Here is a 19810-nt window from a genome sequence, read left to right as displayed (position 1 = left end):
CCCTACCCCAGTTGCAGCAGCCGTTCCTTGAGCATTCCGATCTTGTCCCGCAACACCGCCGCGCGCTCGAACTCCAGCTCCTTGGCCGCCGCGCGCATCTCCCGCTCCAGCCGCCGGACTTCCTTCTCCAGGCCCTTGGGCTCCACGCCGTAGCGGGCCAAGTCCTCGGCCACGGCGGCCAAGTCCGTGCCGTCGGACACCGCCGCGCGGGTGGTGATGTCGGCCAGGGCGTTCTCCAGCCGCTTGCGCACGGTCTTCGGCGTGATACCGTGTTTCTCGTTGTATTCCAACTGGCGACGGCGACGTCGTGCGGTTTCCTCCAGCGCCGCGCGCATGGATTGCGTTTCCGCGTCGGCGTAGAGCAGAACCCTGCCCTCCACGTTGCGGGCGGCGCGGCCGAAAGTCTGGATCAGGGAACGGGTGGAGCGCAGGAAGCCCTCCTTGTCAGCGTCCAGGATGGCCACCAGCGTGACCTCGGGGAGATCCAGCCCTTCGCGCAGGAGGTTGATGCCCACCAGAACCTGAAACTCTCCGGCCCGCAGGGCCTGGATGATGGCCATGCGCTCCAGGGTGTCGATATCCGAATGCAGGTAGCGGGCGGTCACGCCCATGTCGTTGAGGTAGTCGGTGAGATCCTCGGCCATGCGTTTGGTCAGGGTGGTGATGAGCACGCGCTCGTCCCGGGCCTGGCGTTTGCGGCATTCGGCCAGGATGTCGTCCATCTGGCCCTCGGTGGGGCGCATCTCCACTTCCGGGTCCACCAGGCCCGTGGGCCGGATGATTTGCTCCACCACCAAACCCTGGGCCCGCTCCATCTCCCAGGGGCCGGGCGTGGCCGAGACATAGACCGACTGGCCCACGCGGGTCAGGAACTCGTCGAAGTTGAGCGGCCGGTTGTCCAGCGCCGAGGGCAGGCGGAAACCGAAGTCCACCAAGGTGGTCTTGCGCGAGATGTCGCCGTTGTACATGCCGCCCACCTGGGGGATGGTGATGTGCGATTCGTCCACGAAAAGGATGAAGTCCTTGGGGAAGTAGTCCAGCAGCGTGGCCGGAGGCTGGCCCTGGGACCGGCCGTCCAGGTGCCGGGAATAGTTCTCGATGCCGTTGCAGTAGCCCAGTTCCTCGATGGTCTCCAGGTCGAACTGGGTGCGCTGCTCCAGGCGTTGGGCCTCCACCAGCCGATTCTCGCGGCGGAAGGTCTCCAGCCGCCCGCGCAGTTCCTCGCGGATGGCGTCCATGGCCCGGTTCAGGTTGTCCCGGTCCGAGACGTAGTGGCTGCCGGGGTAGATGACGGTCTTCTTCAGCCGAGCCGTGACCGCGCCGGTGAGCGGGTCGGTCTCCAGGATGGATTCGATCTCGTCGCCGAAGAAGGTCAGGCGCAGGGCACGCTCCCGGGCATAGGCCGGGATGATCTCCACGGCGTCGCCGCGCACCCGGAAGGTGCCCCGGTGAAAGTCGTAGTCGTTGCGCTCGTAGTGCACCTCCACCAGCCGCGCGAGCAGGGACTCCATGGACAGGGCCTGCCCCTCCTCCACCGGGATGATCATCTTGGCGTAGTATTCGGGCGAACCCAGGCCGTAGATGCAGGACACCGAGGCCACGATGAGCACGTCGCGCCGCGTGAGCAGGGCGTGGGTGGCGGCGTGGCGCAGCTTGTCGATGTCGTCGTTGATCGAGGAGTCCTTCTCGATGAAGGTGTCCGTGTGCGGAAGATAGGCTTCCGGCTGGTAATAGTCGTAATAGCTGACGAAATACTCGACGGCGTTGTGCGGGAAAAATGTCTTGAACTCGTTGTAGAGCTGGGCTGCCAGGGTCTTGTTCGGGGCCAGGACCAGGGCCGGGCGGCCCAGTCGGGCCACCACCTGGGCCATGGTGAAGGTCTTGCCCGAACCGGTGACGCCCAGGAGCACCTGATCACGCACCCCGGCGCTCAGGTTGCCGCACAAGGCCTCGATGGCCTGGGGCTGATCGCCTGTTGGCCGAAATTCGCTGACCAGTCTGAATTCGGACATGCCTTCCCTTGTCTCCGAGGCTCAAAATCAGTATGCAGACCCTTGGGTTCCGTCAACGCTCGAACAGGGAGTTCCGCATGGATATCCGCCTCGTCGCCCCCGCCGCGCCCCTGCCCTTGGAGCGGGCCTACGCCCTGTCCATGACCATCAAGAGTTTCAAGGGCCGCCGCGACGTGGAGGTCCACCTCTTCCGCCACGCCTGGGATCCGGCCGAGGAAGGCGGCTGCGACTGGAACGCGCTCCTGGGCCCGACCATCGAGGGCGCGCCCGATCCCGAAAGCAGCCGCAAGGTCATCCTGGAGGCCTTCACGCTCCAGGAGCGGGACCAGATCGTGTCCTACCTCAAAGCCCATTACGCCTCAAGGCTCACGGCCATCGACTCCGCGCCCCTGGCCTTCCCCGTGCCGCGCGGCCTGCCGCCGCTCTGCTCCCTGGCCGAGGGCAAGAGCATCGGCTTCATCCGCTTCGAGAAGATTCCCCACTACGATCTGCCCGTGGCCCTGCGGGGGCTCTACGACCTGAGCCTGCATCGCCCCATCGTGGAATCCGTCCAGGGTTGACCGCCCGAAAAAGGCCGCCGCGAGCGGCTTTTTTCATCACCACTTATTGACTTTGAAAATCATTTTCAATAAGACCTGGGCAACGGCGGCCGTCGAGCGGTCCCGAAACCAGGAGGACATTCATGATTCCGTCCAGTTCGTGCGCGCCGCGCCCCGTTCCCGGCGCATCCTGCGGCTGCATCGCCCTCATCCTGCACCAGTTCGCGGAATCCCTCGGCAAAGCCATCGACGCCAAGGATCACCACACGTGGCGACATTCCGACGAGGTGGCCGATCTGGCCCGGGAACTGGCCCTGCTCCAGGGCGCGACCCCGTTCGAGGCCGATCTGATCCACCTGGCCGGGCACCTGCACGACATCGGCAAGATCGGCGTCTCCGACACCCTGCTGCGCAAAACCGGACCACTGAGCGTTGCCGAATGGGGTGAGCTGCGCCGCCACCCGGCCATCGGCGCGCAGATCGTGCGACCGGTGCGGCCACTGGCCGAGGCGGGCGTGGTGGAGATGATCCTGCACCATCACGAGCGATTCGACGGCAAGGGTTACCCCTCCGGTCTGACGGGCGCTGCCATTCCCTTCGGGGCCCGGGTCATCGCCCTGGCCGACTCGGTGTCGGCCATGCTCCAGGACCGCCCCTACCGCCCGGCGCGCACCTTCGAGCGAGTGGTGGACGAAATCAGGCTCTGCGCGGGCAGCCAGTTCGACCCGATTCTTGCGAACGTCTTTGTGCGGAACGCTGACCGGTTCCGCGAACTGCGCCACGGGCTGCCGCAGGAAAAGGACTCCGCCCTGCCCGCAGTTCTCGAAACGGCATTGGCCGTCTGACTCAGATGAGCAGATTCTCGAAATCGGTCCACGAGCCTTCTTCCGTGGGGAAGCGCAAGGCCGCCTCCAGACGCCGCAGGAATTCCCGCCGGGAGACCTCGCGCGCGCCCATGCGCAGCACGTGCGGCGTGGCCTGCTGACAGTCCAGGAAGTGATAGCCGCGCGCTCCGAGGAGGCGCATGAGCATGACCAGGGCCGCCTTGGACGCCTCGGGCGTCTCGTGGAACATGGATTCGCCGAAAAAGGCCCGCCCCTGCGCCAGACCGTACAACCCGCCCACCAGCGGCCCTTCCGGCCCGCGCGTATGGACTTCCAGACTGTGGGCATGGCCCAGGTGGTGCAGCCGCTCATAGGCCTCGATCATCTCGGGCACGAGCCAGGTGCCGGTTTGCCCGGGCCGGGGTTGAACCGCGCAAGCCCGGATGACCGCCCCGAAGTCGCGATCCAGGGTGAAGGAAAAGCGGCCTGAATTGAGCGTTCGACGCAGGCTGTGGGGCACGTGCAGGGCCTCGGGCAGGAGGATCGGACGAGGATCGGGAGACCACCAGAGGATCGGGGACTCCGGGCCGAACCAGGGGAAGATGCCTTGGGCGTAGGCGCTGATCAGACGCAGGGGCGAGAGATCGCCGCCCACGGCCAGGAGCCCGTCGGGCTCGGCCTCGCCCGGGTCCGGGAAGACCGGTTCTTCGAAAAGACGGTAGATGGCCATGAATGGAAGAGAGAGGCGGCCCCGAGAGGCCGCCTCTTCGGTTTCAGGTTCAGTGGGCCCCGGCGTCCCCGGCCGGGCCGTAGCTGAAGAGGAAATCGCCCGAGGGACCGCAGGCTCCAGGCGTGGCGGCGACCCGCTCGGCCGCTGGTTTGGCGTCCACCTCGACCACCCCGCCCTTCTGCAGTTCCCCGAAGAGCAGTTCCTCGGCGATGGCGTCCTTGATCTCGGTCTGGATGACCCGCGCCATGGGCCGAGCTCCGAAGGCCGGATCATAGCCCTTTTCGCCCAGGAGCGCCCGGGCCGCCTCGGTGAGCGTCACGCTGACGCGGCGCTCCTTGAGCTGCGTGTTCAGTTCGCCGATGAACTTGTCCACGATGCGGGCCATGATCTCGGGGTTGAGTGCGCCGAAGGGCACGGTGGCGTCCAGGCGATTGCGGAACTCCGGGCTGAACAGGCGCTCGATGGCCTTCAGGCTCGTGCTCTTGCGGTCGCTCTTGTCGTTGCGCGAGAAGCCGATGCCCGCCTTGGCCATGTCCTGGGCCCCGGCGTTGGAGGTCATGAGCAGGATCACCTGCCGGAAGTCGGCCTTGCGCCCGTTGTTGTCGGTCAGGGTGGCGTAGTCCATGACCTGGAGCAGGATGTTGAAGACGTCCGGGTGGGCCTTCTCGATCTCGTCGAAAAGCACCACGCAGTGCGGATTCTTGCGAATGGACTCGGTGAGCAGGCCACCCTGGTCGAAGCCCACATAGCCGGGAGGCGCGCCGATGAGCCGGGCCACGGCGTGCTTTTCCATATATTCGCTCATGTCGAAGCGCAGGAACTGGACCCCGAGCACGGCGGCCAACTGCTTGGCCAGTTCGGTCTTGCCGCAGCCCGTGGGGCCGGTAAGCAGGAAGGAACCCATGGGACGACCGGGTTGCTTCATGCCCGCGCGGGCCCGCTTGATGGCCCGGGAGAGCACGGACACGGCCTCGTCCTGGCCGAAGACCACGGCCCGGAGGTCCGTCTCCAGATCCTTGAGCCTTCCCCGGTCGGACGTGGTGAGACGCCGGGCCGGGATGCGGGCCATGCGCGCCACGACCTTCTCGATGTCCGCCACCTTGATGGCGTTGTCCTTGCGCGGACGGCCCGAGAGCCGGTAGAAGGCCCCGGCCTCGTCAATGACGTCGATGGCCTTGTCCGGCAGGTAACGGTCGTTGATGTGCCGGGCCGCGAGTTCGGCCGCCGCCCGCAGGGCGTTCTGGGTGTAATTCACCTCGTGGTGTTCCTCGTAGTAGGGCTTGAGACCCTTGAGGATGTCCACGGTCTGCTCCACGCTGGGCTCGGAGATCTCGATCTTCTGGAAGCGCCGGGACAGGGCCCGGTCCTTCTCGAAATGATTCTTGTACTCCTCGTAGGTGGTGGAGCCGATGCAACGCACCTCCCCCGCGGCCAGGAAGGGCTTGAGGATGTTCGAGGCGTCCAGGCTGCCGCCGCTCACCGAACCCGCGCCCACGATGGTATGGATCTCGTCCACGAAGAGGATCGCCCCGGGCTCGCGCTTGAGTTCGGCCAGCACGCCCTTGAGCCGGGCCTCGAAATCGCCCCGGTACTTCGTCCCGGCCAGGAGCGCGCCCATGTCCAAGGCGTAGACCTGGGCGTCCCAGAATTGCCGAGGGGCCTTCTTGTCCACGATCATGAGCGCCAGCCCCTCGGCCATGGCCGTCTTGCCCACGCCGGGATCGCCCACGAAGATCGGATTGTTCTTACGCCGCCGGGCCAGAACCTGGACCGTGCGGGCCAGCTCCTCGGCGCGGCCGATGAGCGGGTCGATACCGCCCTGGGCCGCCCGCTCGGTGAGGTTCGAGGTGAACTCCTCCAAGGCTGACTTCTTGCCCTGGTCCGGTCCGGGAGCCTGCGGCGCGGATTGGGGAGCGCCGGGCCGTCCCCCCGGGGACTGGCGGCGCGGGGCGGCCTCCCAGCCGGGCTGCTCGGTTGCGGGCATGCCGTGGGAGATGTGCTCCAGCACGTCCAGGCGGGAGACGCCGTGGGAACGGAGAAAATAGACCGCGTAAGAGTCCTCCTCTTCGAAAAGCGCGGCCAGCACGTCGCCCACCTCCACGATCTCCTTGCCCGCCGCCCGCTTCTGCCAGACGGCCCTCTGCAGGACGCGGCGAACCCCCAGGGTCTGGATGACCTCGGACTCCGCGCCTTCGGGCAACACCTCCAGGTTCTCGGAAAAGAACCGCAGAATCTGCTCACGCAGCTTGTTCACGTCCGCGCCGCAGGCCGCCAGGACGCCCTCGCCCGTGGGCTCCAGACAGAGCGCGTAGAGCAGGTGCTCCAACGTCAGGTATTCGTGCTTGCGCCGTTTCACCTCGGCCACTGCCGAGGTGAGGGCGTTCTCCAGTCCCTTGCTGAGCATGTGACGCTATTCCCCTTCCATGCTGCATCGCAGGGGGAAACCGGCCACCTTGGCCATCCGGTGGACCAGGTCCACCTTGGTCTCGGCGACTTCCGCAGTGTACACCCCGCAGACGCCGACCCCCTCGTTGTGCACGGCAAGCATGATCGTGGTCGCCTCGGACTCGCTTTTCTGAAACACTCGCATGAGCACCTCCACCACGAACTCCATGGTGGTGTAGTCGTCATTGTGCAGGAGCACCCGGAAACGGGGAGGCTCCTGGGTTTCATTCTCGGAAATCGCCCCGGTCTGGAACTGATCCCCGAAAAGATGGTCGCTCATGCTGCCTGTCCCCCAGAAATGCGGGCCTGACGGCCCATCCCGATAATAAGGCCGAAGCGCGCGACTGTCGAGCCCCGGCCGTTTTTTTCAGTTCTTGATCGGCTGCCCGGCGGACGCCTCGACTTCAGCCAGAAGGCGGGAACGCTCGGGCTCCACGAAGACGAAGTTCTCGTCCTCGGGAAGGCCCCGAGCCCTGCGCCAGGCCATGTTCAGGGCGTGATACGTCTCCCGCGAGGTCAGGCCGCCGTCCAGCCCCAGGGCCGTGGCGCAGGAGCGCAACGCGTCCTCCGGCCCCTCGATCTCCACGAAGTCGCCGAACGGCAGGCTGTCCAGGCAGATGGAGCAGCCCGACAGCCGCCAGGTCTCGCGCAGCTTCTCGTAGACGAAGGCCGGGACGAAACCGAGAGCCTCCAGGCCGGCAAGGGTTTCGGCGAAAGCGGACACGACGGTCTCATGCTCCGCGCAGACCTTGCAGGCCGCGTCACGCCGGGCGGGCTGTTTGATCGTGAGGGTCGAGACCCCCCCGGCCCGACGCAGCCGCAGAAGCAGTCCGCGCTTCTTCAGTGAACGCGCCTGATCGTCCAGGACGAGGTTCTCCTCGAAGCACCGCCCCAGAGGCTCCGCGCCCAGGTTGCCCAGGGCCGCGCGAACCGCGTCCAGGTCCGGGTTGAGATATTTCAATTCACATTCCAGGCTCATGCGGGCTTTCCTCTCGGGGCGGACGCTGGTATGCAGTGACCGGAGCGCGACAGTGATCCGTAAACTCATCATCCTGGCCCTGGCGGGGGCCGCCGGCACCCTCTGCCGCTACTGGCTGGCCGGGGCCGTCCAGAAGCTCTGCGGCTCGGACCTGCCCGTGGGAACCTTCGCGGTGAACATGGCCGGGTGTCTGCTCTTCGGCCTGGTCTGGGGCCTGCTGGAGAACCGCGCCGGATTGTCCGGCGAATGGCGTCTGGCCGCCCTGACCGGATTCATGGGCGCCTTCACCACCTTCTCCACCTACATGTTCGAAACCGCCGCTCTGCTCCGCCTGGGCCAGACGCTGGCCGCCGTCGCCAACGTGGCCGGGCAGTCGGCGCTGGGGCTCTGTTGCGTCCTGGCGGGCATGGCCCTGGGCCGCCTGCTTTGAGTCTAGGGGAAAACCGCCGCGCCCACAACCACACGGAGGCCGCCATGAATCTGCCGCGTCACGCCGAACGTCTGCGCATCTTCGTGGGGGAAAGCGACCGCCACAAGGGCCGCCCGATCTTCGAGGTCGTGGTGGAGGAAGCCCGCCGCCAGGGATTGGCTGGAGCCACCGTGCTCCGGGGCATTTCCGGATTCGGGGCCAACAGCCTCGTGCATACGGCCAAGATCCTGCGGCTCTCCGAGGATCTGCCCGTGGTGGTCGAAATCGTGGACACCCCGGGCAAGATCGAATCCTTCCTGCCCTTCTTGGACGGAGTGATCAAGGAGGGCCTCGTCACCCTGGAAGGGGTGCAGGTCATGTTCTACCGTCACAACGAAGGGAGAAAGGCCTAGCCTGAGTTGCAGCGCCGGACCATCTCCCCGGCGATGGCCTCCAGGGACAGGATCTTCTGCACCCCGCCATGCTTGATGGCCTCCTGGGGCATGCCGAATACCACGCAGCTGGCCTCGTCCTGGGCGATGGTGAAGGCTCCGGCGTCGAACAGTTCACGCATCCCCCGGGCCCCGTCGTCGCCCATGCCGGTCATGATCGCCGCCACCACGTTCTTGCCCGCGTAGTTGGCCCCGGAGCGGAAAAGCACGTCCACCGAGGGCCGGTGACGCGAGACCAGGGGCCCGTCCTTGACCTCCACGTAGTAGCGGGCGCCGCTGCGCTTGAGCAGCATGTGCTTGTTGCCGGGGGCGATGAGCGCTTGGCCGCGCAACATGGAGTCTCCGTCCCGGGCCTCCCGCACGGAGATCCGGCAGCCGGCGTTCAGACGGTTGGCGAAGGCCTGGGTGAAATGCTCGGGCATGTGCTGGACGATGGCCAGGGGCGGACAGTCCAGGGGCATGGCCTCCAGGAACACCCGCAGGGCCTCCGTGCCGCCCGTGGAGGCCCCCACCAGGGCGATCTTTTCCGTGGTCCGCAGGGCTTGCGGCTTGCCCGCGGCCAGGACCGCGTCGGCCGAGAGTTTGGGCGCGACTTCCATGTCCCGGCCACCGCGGAAGGGCTTGATCCGGGCCTGGGCAGCGGCCTTCACCGCGTCGCAGATGCGGATCGCCGACTCCTCCAGGAATTTCTTGGTGCCCACCTTGGGCTTGGTCACGATCTCCACGGCGCCGTATTCCAGGGCCCGCAGGGTGGTTTCGTCGCCCGGCTCCACCAGGGAGGAGCAGACGACCACGGGAATGGGATGCTGGCTCATGAGCTTGCGCAGGAAGGTGATTCCGTCCATGCGCGGCATCTCGATGTCCAGGGTGATGACGTCCGGCACCTCGCTCTTGATCTTCTCCACGGCCACCAGCGGGTCCACCACCGCCGCCATGACCTCGATGTCGGGGTCCGATGCCAGAAGTTGGGCCAGGGTCTGGCGGACCACCGCCGAGTCGTCGATGATGAGCACACGGATGGGTTTTCGCATGCGCGCCTCCGGTCGTCAGGTTCTGCGGTATACGGTGGGGGCCACCTGGACCAGGGGAAGGTCCATGCCGGTGAGACTCTCGGAATGGCCGATGAACAAGTATCCTCCGGGGATCAGCTTGCCGCAGAAACGCTTGAACAGCTCTTCCTGTGTGCCCCGATCGAAATAAATGACCACGTTGCGGCAGAAGATGATGTCCAGATCCTCCCGGAAGTCGAACTCGCGCATGAAGTTCAGGCGCTGGAAATTGACTTTGGAGCGCAATTCCGGCCCCATGCGCACCAGCCGACGGGAGCGGTCCTTGCTGCGCAGCAGATACTTCCGCTTGAGGGCCTCGGGGATGCCCTCGATGCGGTCCTCGGCGTACACGGCCCGCTTGGCCAGGGTCAGGACTTGGGTGGAGATGTCCGTGGCCAGGATGGAGAAGCTCAGCTCCGGGTTGATCTCGGCGCATTCCGAAAGCACCATGGCCAGGGTGTACGGCTCCTCGCCCGTGGAGCAGCCCGCGCTCCAGACCGCCACCCGGCCGCGCCCCTTGCGCCGCAGGATGTCCGGAATCACCTTCGCGGCAAGGATCTCGAAGTGCCGGGGCTCACGAAAGAAATGCGTGGTGTTGGTGGTCACCACGTCGATGAGTTGGGCCAGCTCCTGTTCCATTCCCTGGGGACTGAACAGGAATTCGCAGTATTCCCGGTGGGAACCCAGGCCCAGGGCCCGCAGGCGTTTCTGCAGCCGGGCCTCCAGCATGGTCTTCTTGGCCGGCGGCAGCTTGATGCCCAGTTCGGCGGTGATGAACTGGCTGAAACGTCGGAAGTCCGCCTCGCTCATCTTGGGCGTGGTGGAACACGCCTCCACCGCTCGCCGCCGCGCATCGCCATCGTCGTCCTTGATTCCCATCTCCCGCCTCCGGCTATTGGGAGGCCACCACCACACCACGAACCAGACGAGGCACGTCGATGATCAGGGCGATGCTCCCATCACCCTTGATTGTGGCGCCGGAAATCCCCTCCACGTCCTTGTAGACGCGGCCGAGGGTCTTGATCACGGTCTGGTGCTCCCCGATGACGCTGTCGACCACGATGCCCATGCGGCTGCCCTCCACCCGTGTGATGACGATCTGCTCGATGGCCGGAGGCGCTCCGTCCACCTCGAACCATTCGCGCAGATGAATGTAGGGCACGATCTCACCGCGAAGGTAAAGGATGCGCTGGTTCCCGGCCTCCTCCACATCCTGGTGCGCCAGTTCCACACATTCCTCCACCAGGGACAGGGGAATGACGAAGAAGGCGTCGCCCACGCGCACCTGGAGCCCATCGATGATCGCCAGGGTCAGCGGCAGGCGGATGATGATCTCCGAGCCCTGACCCTTGCGGCTTCTGATCTCCACGCTGCCCCGCAGGGCGTCGATGGAGCGCTTGACCACGTCCATGCCCACGCCTCGGCCCGAGACGCTGGTGAGCTTCTTGGCGGTGGAAAAACCTGGCTCAAAAATGAGCTTGAACAGTTCCTTCTCCGATAACTCCGCCTCGGGCTGGATCAGGCCGCGCTCAACGGCCTTGGCCCTGATGGCCTCGGAGTCCATACCCCGGCCGTCGTCGCTGATGCGGATGAGCACCTCGCCGCCGGAATGCTCGGCGGCCAGGAGGATGGTGCCCTGGGACGGCTTGCCCGCGGCTTGGCGTTCCTCAGGAGGTTCGATGCCGTGGTCGATGCTGTTGCGCAGCAAATGCATGAGCGGATCGCCCAGACGCTCGATGACGGTCTTGTCCAGTTCGGTTTCGGCCCCCTGGGTGACCAATGCGATATCCTTGCCGAAGTCGGCCGAAAGATCGCGCACGAGGCGGCGATAGCGGCTGAAGGTGGTCCCGATGGGCAGCATGCGGATGCCGAGGGTGCTGTCGCGCAGGGCGTCGGAAAGCCGTTCCAACTCTTCGGAAAGGGCCGTGAGCACGGGATCGGAGCGCTCACCCACAACCTGGGAAATCTGAGCCTGAACGATGACCAGCTCCCCCACCAGATCCACGAGGTTGTCCAGCTTCTCGGCGGCCACACGGATGGAGGACACGGACTCCGGGTGCCCCTTGCCCGCCTCCTCGCCCCGCTTCTCCCCGACCTCGCGCCGAGCCTGGGCCTGCTTGGCGGCGGCCTGCTCGACGCGGTCCTTGTCCACCTTGCCGGACTCCACAAGAATCTGCCCGAGCGGCTTCTGCTGGGCCAAGGCCTCGGCCAAGTCGCTGGGATCGATGGCACCCTCCTCCACGAGGATTTCGCCGAGCTTCTTGTCCGGGCGGGCTTTGGCCTCCTCCAGCTGCTCGACCGGCGGCGCGGCCTGGGCCGCGTCGTCCTGGCGGCGGACCTCAACGTCCAAGTCGAACTCGGAAAAGAAAAACACGTCGCGGATATTTTCTTCCGAGGCCGTGGTGCGCAAGGTCACGTTCCAGACAGGCCCGGATTTTTCCGGATCGAGCACCTTTTCCGGGGACACGCCGCAGGAGCCGAGCTTGCCCAATTCCTCCAGGAGCGGCTCCAGGCTGAATCCCGCCGGTGGGCGGCTGTCGCGGAAACGGATACGCACGGCGTATCCGCATTCCTCCGGCGCGACTTCCGCTTCGGCCGGTCCTCCGGCTTCGGCCCCAGGCGCGGCCTCGACAACGGCAGCCGGTTCTGCCGCCGCGGCGGACACCCGGACCAGTCCTTCCAGGATCTCTTGGCGAACCTCCGGGGCCACGGTCGCGCCGTCGGCGTCGAGCATCTTCTGGATGTAGTCGCGGGCACGAAAGACGAGGTTGAGGAGTTCCGTGGTTACGGCCAACTCCTCATTGCGCACCTGATCGAAAACCGTCTCCACTTCATGGGTGAAGGCGGCGATGTCCTCGAACCCGAACATGGAGCCCGAGCCCTTGATGGTGTGCAAGGCCCGGAACACCCGATTGATGACGTCCAGGTCGCCGGGCGTCTGCTCCAGCTCCAGCAGGGTTGTCTCCAGCTCGCCCAGGAGGTCGTACGCCTCCTCGCGAAACACCTGCCTGTTCAGATCATCCGACATCTCGGCCTCCCGCCGTTCGCCCCCGGCTACTTCCCGGCTCCGGCGTCCAGAAAGGTGATCTCGGCACGGGCGGTCTCTTCATCCAGGGGAATGATCTTGATCTTGACCCGCTCGCCCTTGAATTCCGCCGCTCCCTGGAGAATACCCTCGAAGTAGTCAAACAGCCCGCGCTTGGAACGATAGTTCATGAACAGGGTCTTGCCCTTGTCCTCGTAGCTGAACTTGGGCGGTTTGATGCCCGGCTGGTCCTTGGTCAGCTGGGCGTGCAGGTCGTTCATGCGCAGATAGAACGTCTTGAGGTTCTCATCCTTGAAGTAGCGTTTGTACATCTTGTAGAACTGCTTGATGGTGAAGCGTCCCATGCCGAGGAAGAAGTCGCGCGCCGAAGATCCCTTGCGGCCGGACACGAACTCGGCCATCTGATGCAGCACCTGATCGGGATAGCTGGCCGTAGGCAGGAACACGGGGCCGCCCATGCTCTCCTGCATGGCCTCGAAAACCTCCTGGCCATACGCCTCGCGCACGTAATCCTGGGTCAGTTTCGGCAGCACGCCTTTCATTTCGCCCTCGGACTGGCGCAGCTTGCCCGCCTCCTGCCCTCCGCCGGTGAAGTGCGAAGCAACCGTAAGCAGTTCCTGGGCCAGTTCGGCCAGGTCGCGGGTGGCCACGGCCGCCTGCGACGCGCCCTCGTCGGCCTCGCTGGCCACCTGGGCGATCTCCTCGATGTTCCGGTTGATCTCCTCGGCGGCCGAGGACTGCTCTTCGGCGGCCGCGGCGATCTGGGACACCCGCATGACCATGTCCTCGATGCGCTGCATGATGGTCTGAAGCGCCTCGCCCGCCTTGTTCGAAAGATCCGTGCTGGCATGCACCTGCCGCGCGGTCTCGTCCATGGATTCAGTGGCGTGGCGGGAACGCTGCTGGATGGTGCCGATGGCCTCCTCGACCTCCTTGGTGGCGGTCATGGTTTTCTCGGCCAGCTTGCGCACCTCGTCGGCCACCACGGCGAAGCCCCGTCCGGCCTCACCCGCGCGGGCGGCCTCGATGGCGGCGTTGAGCGCCAGGAGGTTGGTCTGGTCCGCGATGTCATTGATCACGTTGATGATGCGGCCGATCTCGGCGGCCTGCGCGTCCAACTGGGCCAGCACCTCCGAAAGCTTGCCCGCGGACTCGGAGACGTTGTTGATGCCGCGCACGGCCTGACCGACCATGTCCACGCCCTGGTGGGCCGAGGTTCGGGCCTCGTCAGCCGCCTGGGACGTGGCCGCCGCATTCTGAGCCACCTCCAGGACCGTGGCCGTCATCTCCTCCATGGCCGTGGCCACGGAATCGGTCTGGGACTTCTGTTTTTGGGCTCCCCGGGCCTGTTCGTCAGCCGAGGCGGAAAGTTCCTCCGAGGCCGAGGCCACGCGCTCGGCCAAGGTGGAAACCTCCTTGCCGATCCGGGCCACCTGGGCTCGCTGCTCCTCGAGCCGCCGCAGATCGGCCACGCGCTGAGAGAGGTCGATGAACGAACTGAACGCGCCGATGACCTTGCCCATGCCGTCGACGATGACGTTGGAGGCGAGGCGTACCGGCACCGTGCGGCCGTCGTAGAGGGCCAGCTCAGCGTCCTTGTCCAGGGGTTGGCCGGATTCCATGACCTTCTCGGTAATCGAGGAGCCCTCGCGGTTGTAGAACGCCTGGCTCACCGAAAGGCCCAGAACCTGGTTCGCGGGTTTGCGCAAAATTTCCAGCAGCGGCTTGGTGGCGAAAACGATCTTGCCCTGGCGATCGCAGACCAGCAGGGGGTTGTTGGCGGCCCGGATGGCTCCGCCGAAAAACACGGCGTCCTTGCTCAGCGCGGCGACCCCCTCACGCAATGGGGCCAGCAGTTCCCCTGCCTCACCAGAAACGGCGTTCAGGGCCTCGGGATCCTTCGCGTCACGGAAGGCGGAGAATGCGGACCGGATCGCCCCGGGCAGACGGGCCGTCATGGCGGCGGCCCAGGCCAGCACCCCCAGGGCGATGACGTCGGCGACCAGCAGGAATTTCCAGTCCTGGCCCAAAGACGCCGCCGAAATGATGACGATGATCGCCACTCCGGCCAGCCAGACCACGACAGATCCGCGCATAGTGCGTCCCCTCCTCGCTCCGGCGAACCGGAGGTTCATGTCAACATCTCCCAGAAGCGCGACCAACTGGCAATTATATCTTCTCGAGAATACCTTCGATGGCGAACGCGCCATTCCATCTCATCGGTGGGCGCCGGGAAACATAAAGCCCGGAACGCAGGCGCCCGGGCTTCCTGAAAGCGTTTCTAGTCCAAAACGTCGAAGCGGGAGAATTTCATGACGAATCCGGCGCGGCCCTGGGTGGCCGAACGCAGATCCGTGGAGAAACCGAACAGCGGAGAGAGAGGGGCAAGGGCCTGAATGACCTTCTGCCCGGCCCGGTCGAAAAGGTTCTCGATCTTGGCGCCCTTGGCTCCCAGCAGGCCCACCACCTCGCCCACGAAGTCGTCGGGTACGCCGATCTCGACCCACATGATGGGTTCCAGCAACAGCGGCTGAGCCCCCGCCAGGGCCTTCTTGAGCGCCATGGCCGCCGCCATGCGGTATCCGGCCGGGCTGGACTCGCCCTCGCGGCGGGCCAGATCGAGCACGCGCACGCGCACATCCTGCACCGGATAGCCCTTGATCACGCCGCTCTGCAGGCCGTCGGACACGCCCTCGACCACGGCCTCCAACCAAGCCGCCGGACAGGTCTGCCCGGCCACTTCCAGGACCACGTCGCGGCCGGAATCCCGGGTCAGGGGCTCCACGGACAGACGCACGCCGCCGTAGTGCATGACCTCACCCAACTCGCGGTGGAATTCCTCGAAGGCCTCGGCCCGACCACCCACGGTCTCCTGGTAGACAACCTGGGGCTTGCCCGAGCGGGGCGCGAGGCCGAACTCGCGGGACATGCGCTCCAGGATCACCTCCAGGTGCAGTTCGCCCATGCCCGAGAGGACCACCTGGCCGGTCTCCTCGTCACGCTTGACCGCCAGGGTGGGATCCTCCATGAGATACTTCTCCAGCACCTCGTCGAGTTTGCCGGACTCCTCGGAATTGCGCGGTTCGATGGCCACGGAGATCACCGGCCGGTAGTCCCCGATACGCTCCAGGACCACCGGGTCGTTCTCCTGGCAGAGGGTGTCGCCGGTGCGCGCGTCCTTCATGCCCGCGGCGGCCACGATCTCGCCGGCCAGCGCCTGCTCGACCTGCTCCTTGCGCCCGGCGTGGAGCTTGAACAGCCGGGCCACGCGCTCGCGCACCCCCTGCGTGGAATTGTAGACCGTATCTCCGGCCTGGAGCATGCCGGAATAAAGACGCATGAGCACGAGTTTGCGGCCGGAATCCAGGCTGACTTTGAAGGCCAGGGCCGAAAGCGGGGCGTCCGGCGAAACCGGGAAGGACTTCCTGCGCTTGGTGACGGGGTCGAGGCCCTCGGCCGGGGGCACCTCGGCCGGGCCGGGCAGATAATGACAGATGGCGTCCATGACAGGCTGCACACCGACGTTCTTGAGGGCGGAACCGGCCAGCACGGGCACCAGGCGCATGCCCAGGGTGGCCTTGCGCAGGGCCGCGCGGATTTCCGCGGGAGCCAGGACCTCGCCGGAGAGGTAGCGCTCCATCAAGGCATCGTCCTCCTCGGCGGCGGCCTCCAGGACCTTCTCGCGCCAGGGCGCCAGATGCGCGCGTTCCTCGTCCGTCCAGTCGAAAACAGCGAACTCCACGCCCTGGTCGGCCTGGTCGAAGACCAGCCGCTTCTCATCGATGAGGTCGAAGATCCCCCGCAGCTCCGGGCCCTCGCCGTCGGGTACGGTCAGGGCCAAGGGCTTGGCCCGCAGACGGGTGGTGATGGACTCCAGCACGGCGGAAAAATCCGCGCCGGGGCGGTCCAGTTTGTTCACGAAGGCTATCTTGGGCACACGATAGTGCTCGCTCTGCCGCCAGACCGTCTCGGACTGGGGCTGGACCCCGGAGACGCCGCAGAACACGCCCACGGCCCCGTCGAGCACGCGCAGGCTGCGTTCCACCTCGATGGTGAAGTCCACGTGGCCCGGGGTGTCGATGATGTTCACCAAGCAGTCACGCCAAGGGCAGGTGGTCACGGCCGAGGTGATGGTGATGCCGCGCTCCTGCTCCTCGGGCATGTAGTCCATGGTGGCCGTGCCCTCATGAACCTCGCCGATGCGGTGGATGCGGCCGGAGTAGTAGAGGATGCGCTCCGTCAGCGTGGTCTTGCCCGCGTCGATGTGGGCGATGATGCCGATGTTGCGCAGAGTGGACAGGTATTTGCCGGAAGGCTTCTTCTTGCTCACGTCCGCTCCGGGGTCCGTGTCGGTGGATCAGCCGTCCACGCTCCAACAGACATGACGGGGCGTGAACAGGGACGCTTCCAGGTCCGGCCAGAGCCAACAGGACTCGCAGCCGGGTCCGAGAACCAACGGGGCGCGGCCCGCACAGGCCTCGCGCCGCTCCTCCGGGACGTACAGCGTGGCGTAGCCCTGACGGAGGAAGGTTTCGAACGTGCCGGATCGTCTCACAAAACCGTCCGGAATGGAACGGCCCCGACCACCCCAGACGTTGATTTCCGCGCCATGCTGCGCGAAAGCCAGAGCCTCCAGGTCCGGGCTTCCGGTCCGGTCCAGCCAGACCCCCGCCGGGCCGCCGCCGGGAACCCAGGCCCGCTGCCGGGCCGGATGGAGCGGAGCCACAGCCAGGACGGAGCCCGCATCTCGGCCGAGAGCCAGCACCAAGCCGGACTCCCCGCCCTGGCCCAGATGCTCCAGCAACTCGGTGCAGCGCTTGCGCGACAGCAGCGCCAAACGCTCCACTCCTGCCAATTCCAGGGCCAGGAGTTGGGGCGCGGGAGGCAGGGCGCGGCCGCCCAGACGGACGGCCAGAACTTCGGGAATCCCGGCGGTCAAAGCCGGGACCAACGCCGCCAGCAAACGGGCCGGGGAGGTCTCTCCGGCGTCGAAAAGCACCAGGGCGAAACGGCGCGGACCCGCCACACTCACGCTGCGCAACCCGGAGCGCCAGAGCATGTCGCGGCGCAGGCTCACGGCATCAGCCGGACCGCACCACTCCCAAAGCCGGGCGATGGCCGTCTTGAGCAGGGCCCGGCGGGCGTCCGGCACGGCGGCGTAAGCCCGCCCGAAGGCCGCGTCGCTCGCCAGGGAGCCGTCCAGCCAGGATGGAAAGAGTCCGCGCTGCGTCATATCAAACGAAAAGGCGGTCCAAAGACCGCCTTCCTCCCTTCGTCAGAGCCACTTCTTGAGCCATTGCTTCCAGCCGCCCTCGATGCGTTCTCGCTCTTCCTTGGTCAGGGTCTTCTGATACTCATAGTAAGCGTATTCCGCCCGGCGCTTGGCGTAGTCGCGGAGGTCCGGCTGATCCTGGAAGTTCTCCACCACGAAACGGTAGCGGTTCCAGGCCGGTCCGAACTGGTCCGTGCGCCAGAAGAAATCGGCCACGAACAACTCGTGCTCAGCCAGCTTGCGGCGGCATTGGACCACGTAGTCGGCGGCCGATTTGGCGTACTGGGAATTGGGATAGGTCTCGCGCACACGCTGGAAGTATTCCAGGGCCTCTTCGATGGGCGACATGCGCCGGTCGAAGGACTTGAACAGATTATAGTTGGACAGGCCGATCTGGAACAAGACGTAGGGCGTATCCTGGTGGCGCGGGTGCAGGGACTCGAATTCCTTGTAGGCGTTGACCGCCTCGGAGTATTTCTCGTTCAGGAAGTAGGCATCGCCCAAGGCCACTTCGGCCTTCAACGTGAACGGGCTGAAGGGGAACTGATCCTTGAGCTTGGTGAAGTATTCGGCGGCGTCGCCATAATGCTTCTCCTGCATGGCGTCCATGCCCGCCTCATAAAGCTCCTGGGCCGTATCTTCGGGCTTGGGCAAGAAATAGTAGTCGATCAGCGCGCAGCCTTGGAAGGCCAAGAGCAACAGGAACAGGGCCGGAACGAAAAACCGGTTACGCATCGAGTTGTTCCAGATAGGCGAAGGCCGCTGTGGCGGCGGTGGCGCCGTCGCCCACGGCGGTGGCCACCTGACGGCAGTTCTTGGAGCGGATGTCGCCGGCGGCGAAGATGCCGGGCACGTTGGTGCGCATCTCGCAATCCGTGATCAGGCCGCCCTTGTCGCGGGCCACCGTCTCGGGCACGAATTCGATGACCGGCTCGAAGCCCACGAAAATGAACACGCCGTCCACGGGAATCTCGCTCACCTCGCCGCTCTTCAGGTTCTTGACCAGAACCGCGCGGACCTCGGTGTCCCCAGCGATCTCCTGGACCACGGAACTGGTGCGCACGGCCATCTTGGGATGGGCCAGGCACTTGTCCTGGTAGCACTTGCAGCCCCGGAACTCGTCGCGGCGATGGATGAGATGCAGCTTCTTGACCAGCCGGGAGAGGTAAAGCGCCTCCTCCAGGGCCGAGTTGCCCCCCCCCACCACGGCCACCTCGCGGTCGCGGAAGAAGTTGCCGTCGCACAGGGCGCAGTAGGACACGCCCCGGCCAATGAAGGCTTCCTCTCCGGGAACCCCGAGCTTGCGGTAACGCGCGCCGGAACAGAGGATCACGGCCTTGGCCTCAATCCAGTCCGATCCCACCAGGATCTGGTGGCGCTTGCCGACCGTGCGAATCTCGCGCACTTCGTCGTTGAGGGTGTCGTGCGGATAGACTCCCACGTGGGCGGTCATCAAGTCCGCCAGCTCGTAGCCCTTGATGCCCTTGGGGAAACCGGGGTAGTTCTCGATCTCCGAGGTCATCAGAACCTGACCGCCGGGCGAGAGCTTCTCCACCAGGGCCACGGAGGCGCCGGCCCGCAAAAGATAAAGGGCGGCCGTCATGCCTGCCGGACCGCCCCCGATGACGACGGCGTCGTAACTCTTCATTCGTCTCAGCCCAGAGCCTTCTTGGAGAGCATTTCCTTGATGCTGCTCTTGGACACGGCGCCGGTGGTCTGGTCCAGCACCTCGCCGCCCTTGAACAGAATCAGGGTCGGAATGGCCCGGATGCCGTATTTGCTCGGAGTGGCAGAATTCTCGTCAACGTTCATCTTGCAAATCTTGACCTGCCCAGTGTATTCGCCGGCCAGCTCATCGATCACCGGCCCCATGGCCCGGCAGGGGCCGCACCAGGGCGCCCAGAAGTCCACCAGCACGGGCAGATCGCACTTCAGCACTTCGTCCTGGAAGTTGGCGTCGGTCACCTGAATCGCCATATGGTATCTCCTTTTTTCCGGCTTCGCCCATGCCCGATCCGGGCGGGGAATCCGGCCGGAATCGGTTCACAAAAGT

The 19810-nt window shown here is 65.7% G+C and carries 18 protein-coding genes; 4 read left to right on the top strand and 14 right to left on the bottom strand.

What is annotated here, in order from left to right:
- Nucleotides 1-2 precede the first annotated feature (2 nt).
- Nucleotides 3-2012 carry an excinuclease ABC subunit UvrB gene (uvrB, locus tag H587_RS0102165; RefSeq protein ID WP_027174860.1) on the bottom strand — a complete coding sequence of 670 codons (2010 nt, stop codon included), beginning with the start codon at nt 2010-2012 and terminating at the stop codon, nt 3-5.
- Nucleotides 2013-2089: 77 nt separating this feature from the next.
- Here uvrB and H587_RS0102160 point away from each other — a divergent pair, with 77 nt between their 5' ends.
- Both H587_RS0102160 and H587_RS16940 read left to right on the top strand, forming a co-directional pair.
- Nucleotides 2090-2572, top strand: a complete 483-nt coding sequence (locus H587_RS0102160) for a hypothetical protein (protein ID WP_027174859.1) — start codon at nt 2090-2092, stop codon at nt 2570-2572.
- 122 nt (nt 2573-2694) lie between these two features.
- Nucleotides 2695-3396 (top strand): HD-GYP domain-containing protein, encoded by a 702-nt coding sequence (locus H587_RS16940; RefSeq protein ID WP_084630343.1) that lies wholly within the window; start codon nt 2695-2697, stop codon nt 3394-3396.
- A 1-nt stretch (nt 3397) separates the two neighbouring features.
- Here the strand turns inward: H587_RS16940 and aat are convergent, their stop codons facing one another.
- The 4 genes from aat to H587_RS0102130 form a co-directional block, all read right to left on the bottom strand.
- Entirely contained in the window at nt 3398-4105 is a 708-nt protein-coding gene (gene aat / locus H587_RS0102145; protein ID WP_027174858.1) for a leucyl/phenylalanyl-tRNA--protein transferase, read from the bottom strand.
- A 49-nt stretch (nt 4106-4154) separates the two neighbouring features.
- Entirely contained in the window at nt 4155-6509 is a 2355-nt protein-coding gene (gene clpA / locus H587_RS0102140) for an ATP-dependent Clp protease ATP-binding subunit ClpA (protein WP_027174857.1), read from the bottom strand.
- A 6-nt stretch (nt 6510-6515) separates the two neighbouring features.
- Nucleotides 6516-6830, bottom strand: coding sequence for an ATP-dependent Clp protease adapter ClpS (gene clpS, locus H587_RS0102135; protein WP_027174856.1), 315 nt, complete (start codon nt 6828-6830; stop codon nt 6516-6518).
- An 87-nt stretch (nt 6831-6917) separates the two neighbouring features.
- Nucleotides 6918-7529 carry a class IV adenylate cyclase gene (locus H587_RS0102130; protein WP_027174855.1) on the bottom strand — a complete coding sequence of 204 codons (612 nt, stop codon included), beginning with the start codon at nt 7527-7529 and terminating at the stop codon, nt 6918-6920.
- A 55-nt stretch (nt 7530-7584) separates the two neighbouring features.
- Between H587_RS0102130 and crcB the strand changes: the two genes are divergently transcribed.
- The gene (gene crcB / locus H587_RS0102125; protein WP_027174854.1) at nt 7585-7959 is read left to right on the top strand and encodes a fluoride efflux transporter CrcB; all 375 of its coding nucleotides are present in this window, start codon (nt 7585-7587) and stop codon (nt 7957-7959) included.
- A gap of 44 nt (nt 7960-8003) precedes the next feature.
- Nucleotides 8004-8351 (top strand): DUF190 domain-containing protein, encoded by a 348-nt coding sequence (locus tag H587_RS0102120; RefSeq protein ID WP_027174853.1) that lies wholly within the window; start codon nt 8004-8006, stop codon nt 8349-8351.
- Here the strand turns inward: H587_RS0102120 and H587_RS0102115 are convergent.
- From H587_RS0102115 to trxA, 9 genes are all read right to left on the bottom strand, one after another.
- Nucleotides 8348-9421 carry a protein-glutamate methylesterase/protein-glutamine glutaminase gene (locus H587_RS0102115; protein WP_027174852.1) on the bottom strand — a complete coding sequence of 358 codons (1074 nt, stop codon included), beginning with the start codon at nt 9419-9421 and terminating at the stop codon, nt 8348-8350. The two genes, H587_RS0102120 and H587_RS0102115, sit on opposite strands and share 4 nt — an antisense overlap.
- 15 nt (nt 9422-9436) lie before the next feature.
- Nucleotides 9437-10318 carry a CheR family methyltransferase gene (locus tag H587_RS0102110; RefSeq protein ID WP_084630341.1) on the bottom strand — a complete coding sequence of 294 codons (882 nt, stop codon included), beginning with the start codon at nt 10316-10318 and terminating at the stop codon, nt 9437-9439.
- A 13-nt stretch (nt 10319-10331) separates the two neighbouring features.
- Nucleotides 10332-12467, bottom strand: coding sequence for a chemotaxis protein CheA (locus tag H587_RS0102105; RefSeq protein WP_027174850.1), 2136 nt, complete (start codon nt 12465-12467; stop codon nt 10332-10334).
- A gap of 26 nt (nt 12468-12493) precedes the next feature.
- Nucleotides 12494-14581 (bottom strand): methyl-accepting chemotaxis protein, encoded by a 2088-nt coding sequence (locus H587_RS0102100; RefSeq protein ID WP_027174849.1) that lies wholly within the window; start codon nt 14579-14581, stop codon nt 12494-12496.
- A 185-nt stretch (nt 14582-14766) separates the two neighbouring features.
- Nucleotides 14767-16815 carry an elongation factor G gene (gene fusA / locus H587_RS0102095; protein ID WP_027174848.1) on the bottom strand — a complete coding sequence of 683 codons (2049 nt, stop codon included), beginning with the start codon at nt 16813-16815 and terminating at the stop codon, nt 14767-14769.
- Nucleotides 16816-16842: 27 nt separating this feature from the next.
- A complete protein-coding gene (locus H587_RS19470) occupies nt 16843-17718 on the bottom strand; it encodes a hypothetical protein (protein WP_051202381.1) in 876 nt (291 codons plus the stop codon).
- Between the two features lie 42 nt (nt 17719-17760).
- Nucleotides 17761-18492 carry an outer membrane protein assembly factor BamD gene (locus H587_RS0102085; protein WP_027174847.1) on the bottom strand — a complete coding sequence of 244 codons (732 nt, stop codon included), beginning with the start codon at nt 18490-18492 and terminating at the stop codon, nt 17761-17763.
- Nucleotides 18485-19405 (bottom strand): thioredoxin-disulfide reductase, encoded by a 921-nt coding sequence (gene trxB / locus H587_RS0102080; protein WP_027174846.1) that lies wholly within the window; start codon nt 19403-19405, stop codon nt 18485-18487. The genes H587_RS0102085 and trxB overlap by 8 nt, the downstream gene beginning before the upstream one ends.
- Nucleotides 19406-19410: 5 nt before the next feature.
- Complete coding sequence (gene trxA / locus H587_RS0102075) at nt 19411-19734, bottom strand: thioredoxin (protein WP_027174845.1); 324 nt, start codon at nt 19732-19734, stop codon at nt 19411-19413.
- Nucleotides 19735-19810: the final 76 nt, after the last annotated feature.

Origin of the sequence: Desulfovibrio aminophilus DSM 12254 (assembly GCF_000422565.1) — a bacterium.
Taxonomy (GTDB): Bacteria; Desulfobacterota; Desulfovibrionia; order Desulfovibrionales; family Desulfovibrionaceae; genus Aminidesulfovibrio; species Aminidesulfovibrio aminophilus.
The sequence above is the reverse complement of the archived record's forward strand: the minus strand, read 5'-3'. Positions and strand labels throughout refer to the sequence as shown.

Excerpts from the sequence above, each read along its gene's own strand:
- uvrB (WP_027174860.1), bottom strand. The coding sequence starts at position 2,012 with ATGTCCGAATTCAGACTGGTCAGCGAATTTCGGCCAACAGGCGATCAG.
- H587_RS0102160 (WP_027174859.1), top strand. The coding sequence starts at position 2,090 with ATGGATATCCGCCTCGTCGCCCCCGCCGCGCCCCTGCCCTTGGAGCGG.
- H587_RS16940 (WP_084630343.1), top strand. The coding sequence starts at position 2,695 with ATGATTCCGTCCAGTTCGTGCGCGCCGCGCCCCGTTCCCGGCGCATCC.
- aat (WP_027174858.1), bottom strand. The coding sequence starts at position 4,105 with ATGGCCATCTACCGTCTTTTCGAAGAACCGGTCTTCCCGGACCCGGGC.
- clpA (WP_027174857.1), bottom strand. The coding sequence starts at position 6,509 with ATGCTCAGCAAGGGACTGGAGAACGCCCTCACCTCGGCAGTGGCCGAG.
- clpS (WP_027174856.1), bottom strand. The coding sequence starts at position 6,830 with ATGAGCGACCATCTTTTCGGGGATCAGTTCCAGACCGGGGCGATTTCC.
- H587_RS0102130 (WP_027174855.1), bottom strand. The coding sequence starts at position 7,529 with ATGAGCCTGGAATGTGAATTGAAATATCTCAACCCGGACCTGGACGCG.
- H587_RS0102120 (WP_027174853.1), top strand. The coding sequence starts at position 8,004 with ATGAATCTGCCGCGTCACGCCGAACGTCTGCGCATCTTCGTGGGGGAA.
- H587_RS0102115 (WP_027174852.1), bottom strand. The coding sequence starts at position 9,421 with ATGCGAAAACCCATCCGTGTGCTCATCATCGACGACTCGGCGGTGGTC.
- H587_RS0102110 (WP_084630341.1), bottom strand. The coding sequence starts at position 10,318 with ATGGGAATCAAGGACGACGATGGCGATGCGCGGCGGCGAGCGGTGGAG.
- H587_RS0102105 (WP_027174850.1), bottom strand. The coding sequence starts at position 12,467 with ATGTCGGATGATCTGAACAGGCAGGTGTTTCGCGAGGAGGCGTACGAC.
- H587_RS0102100 (WP_027174849.1), bottom strand. The coding sequence starts at position 14,581 with ATGCGCGGATCTGTCGTGGTCTGGCTGGCCGGAGTGGCGATCATCGTC.
- H587_RS19470 (WP_051202381.1), bottom strand. The coding sequence starts at position 17,718 with ATGACGCAGCGCGGACTCTTTCCATCCTGGCTGGACGGCTCCCTGGCG.
- H587_RS0102085 (WP_027174847.1), bottom strand. The coding sequence starts at position 18,492 with ATGCGTAACCGGTTTTTCGTTCCGGCCCTGTTCCTGTTGCTCTTGGCC.
- trxB (WP_027174846.1), bottom strand. The coding sequence starts at position 19,405 with ATGAAGAGTTACGACGCCGTCGTCATCGGGGGCGGTCCGGCAGGCATG.
- trxA (WP_027174845.1), bottom strand. The coding sequence starts at position 19,734 with ATGGCGATTCAGGTGACCGACGCCAACTTCCAGGACGAAGTGCTGAAG.